The 16,864-nt window shown below is 72.1% G+C and carries 8 protein-coding genes; 1 reads left to right on the top strand and 7 read right to left on the bottom strand.

The genetic code is table 11. From position 1 onward, the window contains the following. Window positions 1–197: 197 nt before the first annotated feature. Window positions 198–629 (top strand): SRPBCC family protein, encoded by a 432-nt coding sequence (locus ACFOSH_RS40620; RefSeq protein ID WP_378246521.1) that lies wholly within the window; start codon window positions 198–200, stop codon window positions 627–629. 52 nt (window positions 630–681) lie between these two features. On the opposite strand, the gene ACFOSH_RS40615 is transcribed toward ACFOSH_RS40620, so the two are convergent. Genes ACFOSH_RS40615 through ACFOSH_RS40585 form a run of 7 tightly spaced genes read right to left on the bottom strand, consistent with a single transcriptional unit; the run spans window position 682 to window position 16,853 of the window. Beyond that, window positions 682–1,722 carry a 3-deoxy-7-phosphoheptulonate synthase gene (locus ACFOSH_RS40615; protein WP_378246519.1) on the bottom strand — a complete coding sequence of 347 codons (1,041 nt, stop codon included), beginning with the start codon at window positions 1,720–1,722 and terminating at the stop codon, window positions 682–684. Beyond that, window positions 1,715–3,121 carry a DHA2 family efflux MFS transporter permease subunit gene (locus ACFOSH_RS40610; protein ID WP_378246517.1) on the bottom strand — a complete coding sequence of 469 codons (1,407 nt, stop codon included), beginning with the start codon at window positions 3,119–3,121 and terminating at the stop codon, window positions 1,715–1,717. Before ACFOSH_RS40610 ends, ACFOSH_RS40615 begins: the two co-directional genes overlap by 8 nt. Continuing rightward, window positions 3,118–13,083, bottom strand: coding sequence for an amino acid adenylation domain-containing protein (locus ACFOSH_RS40605; RefSeq protein ID WP_378246515.1), 9,966 nt, complete (start codon window positions 13,081–13,083; stop codon window positions 3,118–3,120). The genes ACFOSH_RS40610 and ACFOSH_RS40605 overlap by 4 nt, the downstream gene beginning before the upstream one ends. Next, window positions 13,077–13,853, bottom strand: coding sequence for an ABC transporter ATP-binding protein (locus tag ACFOSH_RS40600; protein ID WP_378246513.1), 777 nt, complete (start codon window positions 13,851–13,853; stop codon window positions 13,077–13,079). The genes ACFOSH_RS40605 and ACFOSH_RS40600 overlap by 7 nt, the downstream gene beginning before the upstream one ends. Continuing rightward, window positions 13,850–14,872, bottom strand: a complete 1,023-nt coding sequence (locus ACFOSH_RS40595; RefSeq protein ID WP_378246511.1) for a FecCD family ABC transporter permease — start codon at window positions 14,870–14,872, stop codon at window positions 13,850–13,852. The genes ACFOSH_RS40600 and ACFOSH_RS40595 overlap by 4 nt, the downstream gene beginning before the upstream one ends. After that, window positions 14,869–15,852, bottom strand: coding sequence for a FecCD family ABC transporter permease (locus ACFOSH_RS40590; protein WP_378246509.1), 984 nt, complete (start codon window positions 15,850–15,852; stop codon window positions 14,869–14,871). Before ACFOSH_RS40590 ends, ACFOSH_RS40595 begins: the two co-directional genes overlap by 4 nt. After that, window positions 15,849–16,853, bottom strand: coding sequence for an ABC transporter substrate-binding protein (locus ACFOSH_RS40585; RefSeq protein WP_378246507.1), 1,005 nt, complete (start codon window positions 16,851–16,853; stop codon window positions 15,849–15,851). The genes ACFOSH_RS40590 and ACFOSH_RS40585 overlap by 4 nt, the downstream gene beginning before the upstream one ends. Window positions 16,854–16,864: the final 11 nt, after the last annotated feature.

Below are 16,864 nucleotides of genomic sequence, written 5' to 3'. Positions count from 1 at the left end.
TTGTTCCGTCGCAAGAACAATCATCCCAAGCCAGAGGGCATTTGCGTACCCAGACACACCCCAAACACCACATCAACACCGGTGGATCCAAGTTGAGTGTCCCTGTTTCCACCCACCTCTCACTATCCGCACCTGCCACAACTCCCCCGGCACTGGCCACACTGCGGCGTGCGGTACCGGTGCGTACCGTTTACCGGGTGGTTCACGTGCACCGGACGATCACCGTCCCGACTCCCGCCCAGACCGTCGTCGACTACCTGCGGGACTTCGCCCACGCCGAGGCGTGGGACCCCGGAACCGTGTCCTGCACCCGCGCGGACACCGGCCCGATAGTCGTCGGGGCCCAGTGGCGCAACGTGTCCGAGTTCCGCGGCAAGAAGACCGAACTCACCTACCGCCTGGACCGGCTCGAACCGGGGCGGATCGTGTTCGTCGGCGACAACAAGACCGCCACGTCCACCGATGATCTGACGGTGACCGAAGAAGGCGGCACGACGACCATCAGCTATCACGCCACCATCGAGTTCCACGGGCTGGCGAAACTCGCGGACCCCTTCCTGAAGCGGCAGTTCGAGAAAATGGGCGATGAGCTGGTGCCGGAGATGAAGAAGGCCCTCGAAGCGCTTTAGTTCTCGCGAGTTCGGCATCCAGTCACGCGTGTTCGCCGTCTGATCACGCGAGTCACGCCTTCGCCCCGGCCTTCCGCGGAGCGCTCAGCCGCCGCACCGCGTTCGCGCACGCCAGAGATTCCAGCAGCGGAACGGTCCGTTCCCAGCCCAGGCAGGCGTCCGTGATGCTCAGATCCGGCCGCGGCCGCGTGGACCCGACGTCCTGCCTGCCGTCGGCGAGGTAAGACTCGATCATCACCCCGGCCAGCGCGTCGTTGCCCGCCGAAATCTGATCGGCCAGGTCCGCGACGACCATGGGCTGCCGGTTGTGGTCCTTGCCGCTGTTGCCGTGCGACGCGTCGACGACGAGCCGGTGCGGCAGGACGGCGGTGGTCAGCGCGTCGAGGGCGTCCGCGACGGCGTGGGCGTGGTGGTTCGGTTTCGGACCGCCGCGCAGGACGAGGTGGGCGTCCGGATTGCCGGTGCTGCGCTGGATCCGCGGTCGCCCGTCCGCGGCGGCGCCGGGGAACACGTGCGGCAGCGCGGCCGCCCGTACCGCGGCGACGGCCGTGTCCAGCCGTCCGGAGACGCAGTTCTTCATGCCCACCGGCATCGGCAGCCACGACGCCAGGTGCCGGTGCGGCTGGCTGGCCACGGTCCGCGCGCCGATCGCGCCCCAGCTGATGGTGTCGGCGAAGTAGGGCGCCAGGAACGGGTCGACGAACTCGTACGCCAGCGGCAGCCCGGTCGCGGCGGCGTCGACCAGGAACCGCCGTCCGATCCGGATCCCGGCCGCGAGGTCACCCTTGCCGTCCAGGGTGGGGTCGGGCACCAGGCCGGTCCAGCCCGCGATCGTCCGCGGTTTCTCCAGGTAGGCGCGCAGGACCACGACGAGGTCGTCGGCGAACCGTCCGGACACTTCGGCGAGCCGGTGCGCGTACTCGAGCGCGCCGTCGGCGTCGTGCACGGAACACGGGCCCACGACGACGAGCAGGCGGGAGTCGCGCCGGGCGAGGACGTCCGCGACGGTTTCGCGATGCCGGGCGATCTCGTCCGGCACGACGTCGCTCATGGCCACCTCGGCCGGGCTGGGCAGGGTGTCCTGGTCAGGCATCCGCGTGACCTTTCTTCTTGTCGGGGGCGGCCACCCCGGTGCGGGGCAGCCGCGTCGCACCGGCGACCGCCACGACGGCGAGGCCGAGAACACACCAGAAAGCGTCGGCGAAAGCCGCGGCGACGTCCGGGCCGCGAGCGGCCAGCCGCGCCTGCAGCACCACGGCCAGCACCGCGGTGCCGATCGAGCCGCCGAGCGTGTTGAGCAGGTTCAGTGCCCCGGCCGCGCGGGACAGCCGGGCGGGTTCGACCCGGCGGTAGACGATCGTCATCACCGGCGCGCCGATCAGCGCCGCGCCGAAACCGCGCAGCAGCAGGGAAACCGCGATCACCCAGTCCGGGAGACCCGGGCCGAGCTGGGTGAAGGGGGCGGTGCCGAGGGCGACCAGCCCGATCCCGCTCAGCACCAGGGTGCGTGGCGAGATCCGGTCGACGAGCCGGGTCACCAGCACCGACCCGGCCGCCGCGCCGATGCCCTGGGGCACCAGCAGCAGACCAGTGTCCCAAGTGGACAGTCCAGCGCCGCGCTGCAGGTAGAGCGGGAGCAGGAACATCGTGCCGAACACCGACGCGCCGAGCAGCACCAGCGCGAGCGCGGCGACCCCGAACGGCGGTTTGGTGAACAGCCGCGGATCGAGCAACGGCGCTTCGGCCCGCAGGCCGTGCCGGACGAACGCCGCGAGCATCACGACACCTGCCGCGACAGCGATCCCGGCGACCACCGGGTTCCCCTGTTCGAACCAGGTCAGCCCGAACACCAGCACCGCGAGCCCGGGCGAAAGCAACATCGCGCCCCGGAAGTCGAACCCGTCTCCCCTGCCGCCCGGTTCGCCCGCCGGAACCCAGCGTCGCGCCAGGATCACCGCCACCACACCGACCGGAAGGTTTACGTAGAAGAGCCACGGCCAGTCGGCGACGGCGAGGATCGTGCCGCTCGCCAGCGGGCCGAGTACCGGCGACAACAGCGGCACGAGACCGACGACGCTGACCACGCGGCCGATCCGGTCCGGCCCGGCGGCGCGCGCCAGCAGTGCCTGCCCTGTCGGCGGCAGCAGGCCGCCCGCGAGCCCTTGCAGGACACGGAAGGCGATGAGCGCGGGCAAAGTCGGCGCCAGCGCGCACAGCAGGGACGCGAGCAGGAACACCGCGACCGCGATGAGCCAGACGCGACGGCCGCCGAACCGCTCGGCGAGCCAGCCGGACGCCGGCACCGCGGTGACCACGGCCAGCAGGTACGCCGTCGTCACCCATTGGACACCGGTGACCGGCGCGCCGAACTCCTCGGCGAGCGTGCCGACGCCGACCGAGACGATCGTGCTGTCCAAGGTCGCCATGAACGTGCCGAGGACCAGCACGGCCGCCGTGCGCCACAGCGCGGCGTCGATCGGGCGCACGGTCACCGCTCCCCCACGAATCCGGCGGCGTCGCCGTCCAGCCAGGACGGCAGGTCCCGCAGGAACCGGACCAGATCGTCGGCCAGCGACCGAGCGTCGGTGTGCCGTGCGTACAGCACGCCTTCCCAGCCGCGCTCGCCCGGGACGACGGTGACGCTCACCGGGTGGTGGGTCCGTTCGCGGAACCTCGTCCCGGTGACAGTCAAGCCGGGCGCGGGTTCGCGCAGCTTCGCCGGGTCCACCGGGTAGTTCTCGAACACCAGCAGACTGTCGAACACCCGCTCGCGTCCGGCGAGCGCCGCGAGTTCGGGCAGGCCCATCCGGTGGTGCCCCGCCATCGCCTGCTGCCTCGCCTGCAGGTCGGCGAGCGCCTCGGCGACCGTCCCGGTGAACCGGGCGCGGACCGGGACGCTGTTGGCCAGCAGGCCGATGATCTCCTCGACACCGTCCACATCGGACGTCCGGTTCGAGGTCATCACCCCGAAGCTCACGTCCCGGCGCCCGGCGTGGGTCGCGAGCACGGCCGCCCAGGCACCCTGCAGCAGGGTGTTGACGGTGAGCCCGCGTGCCGCGCCCAGCCTGGTCAGTTCCGCGACCAGCGGACCGTCCACAGTGAACAGTGCGGGCTCGGCGGCGCCGACGGTGCGCGGGAGGTGGTCGCCTTCGGGCAGGCCGTCGAGTTCCGCCCGCCAGGCCCGGACGTCGGCTGAGTGATCGGCCGCGGCGAGCAGGCGGGTGTACCGGGCCGGCGGCACCGGCTCCGGCAACGGCTTCCCGGCGTACAGCGCGAACAACTCGCCGAGAATCCGCGGCGCGGACCAGCCGTCGGACAGCAGATGGTGGCTGGTCAGCACGAGCGTCTGACGGCCGGGCCCTTGCCGCAGCACGGTGACGCGCCACAGCGGCCCGTTCGCCAGGTCGAACGGCTCCGCGAGCTCTTCGTCCAGTGCGGTGTCCACTGTGTCCAATTCGGACACATCGCGGACACGGAACCCGGCCTGTGGTTCCGCGGGGACAACCTGGACTTCGTGCGATGGCGGGAACACGGCACCCAGGTTCGGTTGCCTCCGCACCAGCGCGGTCGCCGCCGCCCGAAGTGCCTCGACGTCGAGGTCACCGGACAGCGTGAACGCGGCCTGCACCGGGTACGGATCTTCCTCCGCGGTCCGGGACTCGCGCAGGATCACCTCCTGCAACGGCGTCAGCGGCATGACCTCACCGGGCCCCGGCACGTCGGCGGCGAGTTCGTCCAGCGCACGGCGGAAGTGCTCGCCCAGAATGACGATCTCGTCTTCGCTGAACAGCGCGGACGGCCAGGTGATGCGGACGCCGAGCGTGCCGCCGTCGGGGATCATCGCGTTCACCGTCAGCGCGTACGGCAGCGGCATCTCGACGCCGCCGCCGGAACCGAGCGGATCGGCGTCCGGTGGCCGCTGCCACGGGGTTTCCGTGACCGGGGCCGCCGGGAAGCGGCCGAGGTAGTTCCAGGCCACTTCCGGCCGCGGACTTTCGACGCCGAGGATTCCCTGGCCGAGGCCGTCCCCCGCCGCGCGCAAGTGATCGCGGACGACGCGCAGCGCGTCCGGCAGCGGTCCGGCGGGCGGGGCGATCCGCGCCGGATGCACGGCGGTGAACCAGCCCGCGGTCTGCGCCAGATCGACCGTGCCCGTGAAGTCCGGCGTGTGCCCCGGCCTTCCGTGGCTCTCGACGGCGACGAGCAGATCGGCCTCGGTTCCGCGCCAGGCGGCGACCGCGCGGGCGAGCGCGGTCAGCAGGACGGTGTCCGGGCCGGTGCGGTAGGCCGTGGGCAGGGCGGTGAGCACGGCGTGGGTGGTGTCCGCGCCGACGTCGATCCGGTGATGCCGCGCGGTCGCCACGGTGTCGCGCGCCGGATCGAGCCGCGTCCGGCCGAGCGTGGTCGCCGGCGCGGCGGCGATCCCTTGCCAGTACCGCGATTCGTCCTCTCGATGCGGCGTGGCCGCGCGCAGCGATCGCGCCCAGCCCAGGAACGACTGCCCGCGCCGGTGCAGGGTGTTGCCGTGGAAGGCCTGTTCGACGTCGTCGAGCAGCACCCGCCAGGTCACCGCGTCGGCGACCAGGTGGTGTGCCACCAGCAGCAGCCGTCCTGGCCGCTCCTCGCCCGCGTCCACCAGCACCGCCCGCAGCATCGGCCCGGTGCGCGGGTCCATCCTGGCCACGATCTGCTCGATCCGCGCGTCCAGCACCGCGCGCGGATCGTCGGACACCCGGACGGTGGTGAGCACGTCGGCGCTGGTCACAGCCCCGACGTCGGGGATGCGCAGCGCGTCCTCGACCAGATGCGCGCGCAGGACGTCGTGGCGGGCCAAGACGGCGTCGAGCACCGAGCGCCACCGCGTCACGTCGCCCGCCGAAGGCACGCAGATCTCGACCCACTGGCAGAACCCGTCGGCCGCCTTTCCCGCGCGCCGCAAGAGATCGCGCATGATCGGCGTGAGCGGGGCGTCCCCGACAGCGTGGGCTTCCTCGGCCCGTTCGGGCTCGCCACAGCGCGCGGCGATCCCGGCGACCGTGCCACCTTCGAGGACATCACGTGCGGTCAGATACAGCCCTTCGCGACGGGCGCGGGACACGACCCGCAGCGAGGCGATGCTGTCCCCGCCCGCGTCGAGGAACCCGTCGTCCAGTCCGACGTCGGAACCGAGCAGTTCACGGACCACCCGCAGCAGCACGGCTTCCGCCGGAGTGGCGGGTTCACGCCCACCGTCGGAGCGGGCTTCCGGCGCGGGCAGCGCGGCCCGATCGAGTTTGCCGCTCGGGCCGAGCGGAAGCCGGTCCAGCGGCACGAACGCGGTCGGCACCATGTACGCGGGCAACTCGGCGGCGAGGTACTCGCGCAGCTCAGCCGGGTCGGGTTCGGCGCCGTCCACAGGGACGACGTAGGCGACCAGCCGGTCTTCGCGGACGATCACCGCCGAGGCGCGCACGTCGTCGTGCGCGGTCAGCGCGGTCTCGATCTCGCCGAGTTCGATCCGGAACCCGCGCAGTTTGACCTGGTGGTCGGCGCGGCCGAGGAAGACGATCTGCCCGTCCGGCCGCCAGCGGACCAGGTCACCGGTGCGGTACATCCTGTCCCCCGGCGGCCCGAACGGGTCCGCCACGAACCGCTCGGCGGTCAGCGCCGCCCGGCCGACGTAGCCCTGGGCGAGTTTCGGCCCGGCCAGGTACAGCTCGCCGGTGACGTTCGTGCCGACCGGGAGCAGGCCCCCGTCGAGCACGTACGCGCGGACCTCCGGATCCGGACGGCCGATCGGCAGCGGGCCGGGGTCGGCCGGGTCGTAGTGCCAGGTGACCGAGTTGATGGTGACCTCGGTCGGGCCGTAGGCGTTGAACAGGGCCCGCCGGTCGCCCCAGCGCCGCGCCAGCTCCGGGTCGAGCCGTTCGGCGCCGACGACGAAGAACACGTCCGGGTCGACGGTCGCGTCGTCGGGCATCGCGGAGAGGAACGACGGCAGCAGGTTGAGCCCGGTGACCCGGTGCTCGGCGGCGTAGGCCAGCAGGTCGTCGCCGGAAACGCGCACCTCCTCCGGCGCGATCACCGAGGTCCCGCCGGACAGCAGCGGCAGCATGAACTGCCAGAAGGCGACGTCGAAACTCGTCGAGGCGAAGTGCAGGTACCGCTCGGCGGTCCCGATCCCGACGATGTCCTCCTGCAGCGCGATCAGGCTCGGGACGCCGCGATGCGGCACCGCCACGCCCTTGGGTTTGCCGGTGGTCCCGGAGGTGTAGATGACGTAGGCGAGCGCGTCGTCGCCGAGCCGGACGGCCGGATCCATGTCCTCAGTGGACAGATCATCCGGGTCGACCACCGGAAGACCTTCGACGTCCGAAGTGGACACTGCCGCGGCCGGCTTGATGTCGCCGAGCATGTAGGCGAGCCGATCGGCCGGGTAGTCCGGGTCCATCGGGACATGCACCGCGCCCGCCTTGATCACGCCGAACAGCGCGACCACGAGGTCGACGTCACGGCGCAGCAGGACCGCGACCGGGTCCTGCGGTTTCACCCCGGCGCCGATCAGGGTGTTCGCGAGCCGGTTGGCCCGCCGGTCCAGTTCGGCGTAGGTCAGGCTCCGGTCGCGGCACACGACGGCTTCGGCGTCCGGGGTCTCGCGGACCCAGCGGCCGAACTCCGCCAGCATGCCGCCGCGTTCACGGCGGGGTTCCGGTCCTTCGCCGAGGCGCAGCATCGCGCGCTCTTCGTCGGCGTCGAGCGCGCGCAGCCGGGAGACCGGCCGCGCCGGATCGGCGACGATTTCGTGCAGCACGGCCCGCAGCCAGCGGCCGTAGGACTCGGCCTCGTCACGGGTGAACGCCTGCGGCTGGTAGCCGAGGCCGACGGTGAACTCGTCGCCGGGCAGCACGATCACCGTGAGCGGATAGTGCGTGGCGTCGGTGATGTCGACCCCGACGAGGTCGAGGCCGGGCGCCAGGGTGGTGCGGGCGCGACTGGAGAGCGGGAAGTTCTCCATCACCAGCATCGTGTCGAACAGGTCGCCGACGCCGGCCGCGCGCAGGATGTCCGGCAGTCCGGCGTGGTGGTGATCGGTGAGCCGGACGCTTTCGGTGTGCACGCGCTCCAGCACGGTGACCGCGGTGTCGGCGGCGTCGAACCGCACCCGTACCGGGATCGTGCTGCCGAGCTGCCCGATCATGCGCTCGACGCCGGGGACATCGGCGGGACGGCCGGAGACCGGGCACCCGAAGACGACGTCGCGGCGGCCGGTCAGCCTCGCGAGCAGGACACCCCAGGCGGTCTGGAACACCGTCGTCGGGGTGATCCCGCGTTCGCGGGCGAAGGCGCGCAGCCGCTCGCTGAACTCCCCGCCCAGTTCCACGGTGACCCGCTCGGGACGCTCCACAGTGGACTCCAGGCTCGCGGGAGCGAGCCGTGTGCCCTCGTCGAGCCCGGCCAGCGCCTCACGCCACGCCTCCAGCGCCGCGTCCGGGTCGCGTTCCCCGAGCACCCGGTGGTACTCCGAAAGCGGCGGGGCGACCGGGGCCACCGGGCCGCCGCCTAGTTCGGCGTAGGTGGCCAGCAGGGTGCGTCCGACCAGCGGCATCGACCAGCCGTCGAGCAGCGCGTGATGGTTGGTGAGCACCAGGCGATGCTCGTCCGGGCCCAGCGTCAGCAGCAGGAACCGGATCAGCGGCGGGGCCGCCGGGTCGAACGGGCGGTCCAGTTCGGCCCGGCATTCGGCCGCGACTTCGTCCGGTGACACGCTCGCGGATCGCCAGTCCAGCGTGACGTCGGCGGGCACGACCTGGACGACCTCGCCCGCGTCGGTGGTGTGCAGGTGGGCGCGCAACGCGGGATGCCTCCGCAATACCTCCGCCGCGGCCTCCCGCATGCGGTCGGCGTCCAGCGCGCCGCTGAGCAGGGTGACGGCCTGCACCACGTAGACGTCGGTGTCTTCGGTGCCGCGCGCGAGGGTGTGGAACGAAAGCCCGGTCTGCAGCGGGGTCGCGGGCAGGACGTCCTCGACCCGGCCGAGGCGTTCGAGCAGGTCGATGTCGGCCTGTTCGAGGCCGACCAGCGGCAGGTCGGACGGCGTGAGCCCACCGCCGTCCGGTCCGATCCGGGCGGCGTGCGCGGCCATCGCCTCCAGCGCGCGGGACCACGCTTCATGGAGCGCCTCGACACTTTCGGTGTCGAGCACCGCACTGGCCGCCGTCCATTCGACGGCGAGCCGGGGACGTCCGTCCTCCCGCACGAAGCAGTTCAGCGCCAGCACCTGTTCCAGCGACTTGGCGTCCGGTTCGGTGACCGCGAACGGGTCCTCCTCCGGCAGCCGCCAGCCCGACCCGGGCAGTGCCGCGAACCGGCCGAGGTAGTTCAGGACGACGTCCGGCGGCGGGAAGGCGGCGAGTTCGTCCCGGGTGAGCGGGTCCAGATACCGCAGGACGCCGAAACCGATGCCGTTGTCCGGCACGGCGCGCTTGGCCTCTTTGGCGGCCCGCAGCAGCTTCCCTGCCGCGTCGCCGCCCGCGAGCGCGCTGTCGAAGTCCGAGGTCGCCGCCACCGCGGCGGCGGGCACGCGCAGCGGATGCTCGGCGGTGAACCAGCCGACGGTGCGCGACAGGTCCAGGCCGTCCTGGTCCCGCCCGTGCCCTTCGAGGGACACGGTTTCGGCCTCGACCGGGGCACCCCGCCACGACCGGAGGGCGAGCACGAGCGCGGCGAGCAGGACGTCGTCCGGTCCGGCGCGGTAGGCCGCGGGCAGGCCGTTGAGCACCGCGTCGGTCTGCTCCGGTGAGGCGAGGGTGACCGAACGCCGCGCTGTCACGACCGTGTCGGCGGCCCGGTCGAGCGGCCGGCGGCCGAGACGCGGACCGTCGAGCGCGCCGCGCCAGTGGTCGAGTTCGCCTCGACGGGCGCCGGAAGCCCCTTGCTCGGCAAGGAGAAGCGCGTGCCGCCGCCACGAGGTGCCGGTGGGTTCGAGCGGTTCGCCGGCGCAGGCGGCGCGCAGGTCCGGCAGGAGGACGCGCCAGGAGACACCGTCGATCGCGAGGTGATGGACCACGACGACGAGGTGATCCGGCAGCAGCGCGACCTTGAGCGCTCCGGTCCGGAGGTCCAGCGAAGCCGCGAGTTCCGCCGCGACCTCGGCCGGGTCACCGGTGGTTTCGATGACCACGTCGGACGCCTTCACCGCGCCGCGCTCGCGAACCCGCAATTCGTCACCTACTTGCAGGCGCAGGACGTCGTGGTGGTCCAGCAGCGTTTGGACACCCTCGATCAGCAGGGTGGGCGGAAGGTCCTCGTCGAGCCGGATCGCGGTCCATTGCGTGTAGCCGGCGATCGTCGCGACGTCCGGATGCGGGTCGAGCAGGGCGCGGACGATCGGCGGGGCGGGCACCTCACCAACCGGCTCGTCCGGCGGCGCCGCCGGTCCGCCGATCTCGGCGCTCGCCGCGGCCAATGCCTCGAAACTGCGGCGGGCCAGCAGGTCACGCGGGCGCAGGTCGAGGCCGTGCGCGCGCAGCCTGCTGCTGACGCTGATCGCGGTGATGCTGTCGCCGCCCAGCGCGAAGAAGTCGTCGTCGACGGCGACCTCGCCGATGCCGATCACCTCGGCGATGGTCGCGCACAGCAGCCGCTCGCGGTCGGTGGCCGCGGTCCGCCCGGCCGCCGCGCGCGGGGCGGGCAGCGCGGCACGGTCGATCTTCCCGTTGAAGGTCAACGGAAGCGTGTCGAGCACGACCACCGCGCCGGGCACGAGATGCTCGGGCACCCTCCCGGCGAGTTCGGCGCGAACCTCGTCCGGGACGACCTCGCCGACGACGTAGCCGACGAGCCGTGGTCCACGCACCGCGGCGGCGGCCGCGCGCACCCCGGGAACAGCGGCCAACGCGGCCTCGACCTCGCCGAGTTCGACGCGGTGGCCGCGCACCTTCACCTGACCGTCGCGACGGCCCAGGTACTCCAGCCCTCGGCCGGGCACCCAGCGGACGAGGTCCCCGGTGCGGTACATCCGGTCGCCGGGCGCGCCGAACGGATCGGCGACGAACCGCTCGGCGGTGGCGCCGGGGCGCCCGAGGTAGCCGCGCGCCAGATGCGGTCCCGCGAGGTACAGCTCGCCCGGCGATCCGGCGGGCGCGGGACGCAACGCGGCGTCGAGCACTCGCACCGCCGTGCCGGGAACCGCGGTCCCGATGGTCGTTTCCCCGTCGTCCAGCCAGGATCCGGCACCGTCCACAGTGGCCTCGGTGGGGCCGTACATGTTGCGGGCAAGGACACCGGACTTCACGACCCGGCGCCACAGCGCGGGCGGGGTCGTCTCGCCGCCGAGGACGAGCAGCGCGGGCGGGTTCGGCCCGTCGAGCAGCCCGGCGTCGACAAGCGGCGCCGCCATCGACGGCGTGGTGTCGACGACGTCGATCCGGTCGCGGGCGAAGGCGGCTAGCAGTTCGTCGGCGTCACGGGCGACGTCGGTGCCGTAGACGTGGAGTTCGTGCCCGAACAGCAGCCACATCAGCTGATCGAGCGCGGAATCGAAGGCGAACGAGTAGGTGTGTGCGACGCGAAGCCGCCTGCCCGCGGCGCGTACGGTCTCGGCGACCGTGGTCGCGCGGTGATGACGCAGCAGTGTCGCGAGCCCGCCGACCCGGCCGAGGACGCCCTTGGGACGGCCTGTCGAGCCCGAAGTGAAGATGACGTACGCGAGCTGTTCCGGATGACGTGCCAATGAAAGCGGCAAAGCGTCCAATGTGGACAGATCGGTTTCGCCGAGCAGCAACTGCGGCCCCGGCACGATCTCCGGGTCGTGGGCCACGGTGAGCACCGCACCGGCATCGGCGGCGAGTTCCCGCAACCGTTCGACGGGATGGGCGAGATCGAGCGGCAGGAACGCGGCCCCGGCGTCGAGCACCGCCAGCAGGGCGACGACGAGATCCGCCGACCGCGGCAGGGCCAGCGCGACGACGTCGTCAGGCCCGACACCGCGAGCGCGCAAAGCCCGGGCGAGCCGATGCACCCGTGTGACGAGTTCGCCACCGGTCAGCCGTTCGTCACCGGACACCAACGCCGTCCGCTCCAGGTCGAGTCCGGCCAGCAGCTCAGGTACACCGACAAGGTCGCAGGAAGGCGCGGGCGTGGACCACGCCTCCAGGAGTGTGTCCCGCTCCCCCACCGGGACCAGATCCACGCCGCCGACGCTCGGGCCGTCCGGTTCGGTCAGCGCGGTGATCAGGCAGCGCAGGGCGGTCAGCTTGGCGTCGACGGCGGCCTGGTCGTGGGTCCGCGCGTCGACCTCGAAGCCGAGCAGCAGCCCGCCGTCGGAGGTCGGGAGCACGGACAGGCCCATGTCCTCGGGCGGCCCGCCCGCGACATTGCGCATGACGCCGTGCGAGCCCGCGAAGTCGAGCTTCAGGTCGAACGCCTTGAGGTTGATGCCGCGACCGTGCAGCAGCGCCCCGGCGCCGGGCACCGCGAGATCCTGCGGCAGGTCTTCACCGCGATAGCGCTGATGCCCGCGCATCTCCTTCAGCGCGCCCGCGACCCGCGCGGTCAGTTCGGCCCCCGAGTCTTCCGGGAGCACCGTGACCCGCAGCGGCAGCACGTTGACCGCCATCGCCGGGGTCCGCAGCGCGGCTCCTTCGCGGCACATCAGCGGCATCGCGAACACGACGTCGGTCCAGCCGAGCACACGGTGCAGGAACGCGGAGTAGCAGGCGATCAGCGCGTCGGCCCAGGTCGTCCCGGCGCGTTTGCCCAGCTCGCGCAGGCGTGCCACATCCGAAACGGGCAGGACCGCCCGCGCGGTCACCGTGTTCTCCGGCGGACCGGACGCGCTGCCGGCGTCGTCGAGGTCCGGCAACGGCGTGAACCGCTCGCGCCAGTACTCCCGATCCCGCAGGAACCTTTCCCCGGCAAGGTATTCGCGATCGGCCTCGACCAGGTCGGCGAACCGGGCGAACGTCGAAGGCGGCACGTCCTTGCCCTGGACCGAAGCGGTGTAGCGGGCCGCGGTCCGGCGCGCGAGCATCGCCGCCGTGTAGCCGTCGAACACCAGGTGATGCCCGAGCTGGGTGAACCACACCCGCGACTCCGACAGCCTCAAGACGAGATGGGAGAACAGCGGCCGGTCCACCATTCCCCGGCACGCCTCGGCGACCAGGCGCCGTTCGGCTTCCACCCGCGCGTGCGCCGCGGCCTCCGGATCGGCCACACCACGGAGATCCACGACCTCCGGCGAGGGCACCGGTTCCGCGGAGACCAGCTGACGAGGGCCGTCCGGGGTCTCGAAGACACGCAACCGCAGGCTGTCGGCCTCCTCAGCGGTCGCCCGGATCGCTTCGGCCAGCGCGCCGAGGTCGACCGGCTGATCTCCGTCGATCTCGATGACGTCACCGACGACGTAATAGGGCGAGTCGGGTTCCAGGCGCTGCGCGGTCCAGATTCCGAGCTGGGCGCCGGTGAGGGTCAGCATGAGGGCACCACCATCGGGGTTCCGGTCACTGGGTCGGGCACGACGACACTGGGGAGATCGAAGACCTCCTTCATCAGCTCCGCGTCGACGATGTCGGCGGGTGCGCCTTCGGCGACGATCCGGCCGTCCTGCAAGGCGACGAGGTGGTCGGCGTAGCGGCAGGCCTGGTTGATGTCGTGCAGGACGGCGATCACCGTGCGCCCTTCGTCGCGCAGGCGCGCCAGCAAGTTCAGCAGCTGGTACTGGTGCGCGATGTCGAGGAACGACGTCGGTTCGTCGAGCAGCAGGTACGGCGTCTTCTGCGCAAGCACCAGCGCCACCCACACGCGCTGACGCTGTCCGCCCGAGAGTTCCTGGACCGGCCTGTCGGCCAGCCCCGCCACCCCGGCCGCGGTCATCGCCTCGATCACCGCGCGTTCGTCCTCTTCGGACCACGTCGCGAACAGCGACTGGTGCGGGAACCGGCCGCGCGCGATCAGCTGCCGCACGCGGACGTCCTCCGGCGCGACCGGATCCTGGGGCAGGAACCCGAGCTCCCGCGCCAAACCCTTGCCGTGGAAGGAGCCGACGTCCTTGCCGTCGAGCAGGACTTCACCGCCGGACGGACGCAGCAGCCGGACGAACGCGCGCAGCAGGGTGGACTTGCCACAGGCGTTCGGTCCGACGACGGCGGTGAACGCGCGATCGGGCACGTCGAGGCTCAGCCTGGTCGATACGACCCGGTCGCCGTAGCGCAGGGTCAGATCCCGGGCGGTCAAGCGGGCACTCATGAGCGCCGCACCTCCTTGGTGAGCAGCCAGATCAGGTAGCCGCCGCCGATCACGGTGCTGACCACACCGACCGGCAGCGATTCCGGCGCGAGCAGCATCTGGGCGGCCAGGTCGGCGCCGGTCAGCAGGACGGCGCCGGTGAGAGCGGCGGGCAGCAGGCCGATCCCGGGCGTGCGGGCCAGCCGCCGCCCGATCTGCGGCGCCGCCAGCGCGATGAACGCGATCGGCCCGGCGACGGCGGTGACCGTGGCCGTGCAGCCGACCCCGATCAGCACCAGGACCAGCCGCAACCGGTCCCAGCGGACACCGGTGGTGACCGCCAGTTCGCCGCCGAGCGCGGCCTGGTGCAGCGCCGGTGCCCGGGTGAACAGCACGACGAACAGCACCGCGAGCACCCCGAACGGGATGGCGACGTCGCCCCAGCCGACCCCGTTGAGGGAACCGGCGTTCCAGCCGACGGCCGCGATCGCGATCTCGAGTTCCGCGCGCAGCACGATCCACGAGTTGAACGCGGTCAGCATCGCGTTGATCGCGATCCCGATCACGATCAGCCGCAACCCGGACAGCCCGCCGCCGAGCGACAGCGCGTACACGACGGCCGCCGTGATCACCCCGCCCAGCACCGAACCGATCGTCAGCTGCGTCGATGTCCCCGAAAGCACGGTGATCGCGAACAGCGCACCGGTGTAGGCGCCGGCGTCGAGACCGATCACGTCCGGGCTGCCGAGCGGGTTGCGGGTGATGTTCTGGAAGATCGCGCCCGCGAGTCCGAGCGCGGCGCCGAACACCAGCCCGGCGAGGACCCGTGGCAGGCGCCATTCCCGGATGACCACGCCAGGGCCGCCGCCGGAACCGGTGAGCGCGGCGAACACGCGGGCGGGACTCGCCCACGCCGCGCCGTAGCAGAGTCCGAGCAGGGTCAGCCCGGCGATGAGGACGATCATCGCCGCGAGGAACCAGAGGGTGCGGCGTTCGATCCGGGCGGAGAACCGCCCGCGCCGCAAGGTCACTGTGCTCACAGCGGTGCCGCCCCGTATTTGCGGACGGCCCAGATCAGCACCGGGCCGCCGAGGAACGCGGTCACGATCGCGACCGGGACCTCGCCGGTCGGCAGCAGGACCCGGGAGCCGACGTCCGCGACCAGCATCAGGACCGGGCCCAGCAGCGCGGCGAACGCGATCAGCCACGGGATCGAAGCGCCCGCCACCCGCCGCGCCAGATGCGGCACGATCAGCCCGACGAACAGGATCGGCCCGGCCAGCGCGGTGGCCGCGCCCGCCATCAGCGTGATGAGCAGCAAGGTGATCGTCCTGACGCGGGCGACGTTCGCGCCGAGCGTGTGCGCGACCGTCTCGCCGAGCGCGATGGCGTTCAGCTGACGGCTCACCGCGAACGCGCCCAGCAGGGACAGGCCGATGATGATCAGCGGGACCGTCGTCGGCGCCTGTTCGCGGCCGGCCAGCGAACCCACCGACCAGAACCGGTAGACGTCGAAGGTGTCCGGGAACAGCAGCCGCAGGCCGAGGGTGAGGCCCAGCAGCACGGCGCTCAGCGCGGTCCCGGCGAGCACCAGCCGCAACGGCGACCGGCTGCCGACGGCGTACACCAGCGCCGAGGCGCCGAACGCGCCCACCACGGCCAGGCCCAGTTCGGCGGGTGCCGACGCGGCGAGGCCGAACGCCGAACCCACAGCGATGGCGAACCCGGCCCCGGCGGTCACGCCGAGCACGCCGGGTTCGGCCAGGGCGTTGCGCGACAGGGCCTGCACGAGCACCCCGCCGACGGCCAGCGCCGCGCCGACCCCGATCGCGAGTACCGCCCTCGGCATCCGGATGTCCAGGACGACCGCCCGGTCACTCGGATTCCCGTCGCCCAGCAGGGCGCGCACGACCTCGCCGGGGGCGATGGCGTGCGCGCCGATGCCGACGCTCAGCACGGCGACCACGACGAGCCCGAGCAGTGCGGCGCCGAGCAGCGCGGACCGCCCGGTGGTGGTCACTTCTCGATCAGCGGCGCGAACGCCTGGTCGATAGCGTCCAAAGTGGACGTCGCGGCCCGGTAGGTGGCGGCCTCGGTGTAGCGGAACGGGTAGACCTTGCCCGCCTTCACCGCGGGGAGTTCCTTCCACAGCGGCGAGTCGAGGACGTACTTGACCGGTGCGGGGACGGCACCGTCGGCGCTGACCGAGTAGGTGATCGCGTCGGCCTCGGCGAACGCCGTCGAGAGTTCTTCGATCGACGGGTACTCGCTGACGTCCTTGGAGCCGCCGCCCTTGACCTTGACCTGGCCGTAGTAGGTGGCGCCGAGGTCCTGGGCGATGTTGGTGCCCCAGGAGCCGTTGAACTCGCGCTGGAAGTTGCCCTTGGCGACCTCGCCGTACGCGCCGACGTGGCCCAGCTTCAGCTGCGGCAGCACGGCCTTGTACTTCTCGGTGAGCCCCTTGGCCTTGGTGTCGTAAGCGGTCTTGATCGCATCGAACCCGCTGGCCGCGCCGGCGGCGTCGGCCTGCTTGCGGGAGAGGTCACGCCACATCGACGGCACCGACGGGCCGATCGCCACGACCGGGGCGATCGCTTCGAGCCGCTTGAGGTCGATGTCGGCGAGCACCGGCTTCGGCACGCCGATGACGATGAGGTCCGGATCCGCCTGCGCGATCGCCTCGTAGTTCGTCTCCGACGCCGCCTCGCCCGCGACCTTCGCCAGCTCGTCGTACTTCTTGCGCTCCTGCTCGTTGAACAGCGGGATACCGCGCTTCCAGCTGGACACCCCGACCAGCGGCGCGCCGGCTTCGAGCAGCGCGGGCACGGCGTAGCCGGTGGCGATGACCCGCTTCGGCGAGACCGGGATGGTGATCTGGCCGTTGTCGGCCGCGAACACCCGGGTCTGACCGCCTTCGGCCGACTTGCCGTCTTCGCCGGAGCCACAGGCGGTGGCCGCGGTCGCGACCGTCAACGCGAGCGCGAGCGCTCCGGTGAGCCGACGGGTTCTTGTGGTGCGCATGGGTTTCCTCG

The sequence above is a fragment of the Amycolatopsis speibonae genome (assembly GCF_042647925.1).
Lineage (GTDB): Bacteria > Actinomycetota > Actinomycetes > Mycobacteriales > Pseudonocardiaceae > Amycolatopsis > Amycolatopsis speibonae.
The sequence above is the reverse complement of the archived record's forward strand: the minus strand, read 5'-3'. Positions and strand labels throughout refer to the sequence as shown.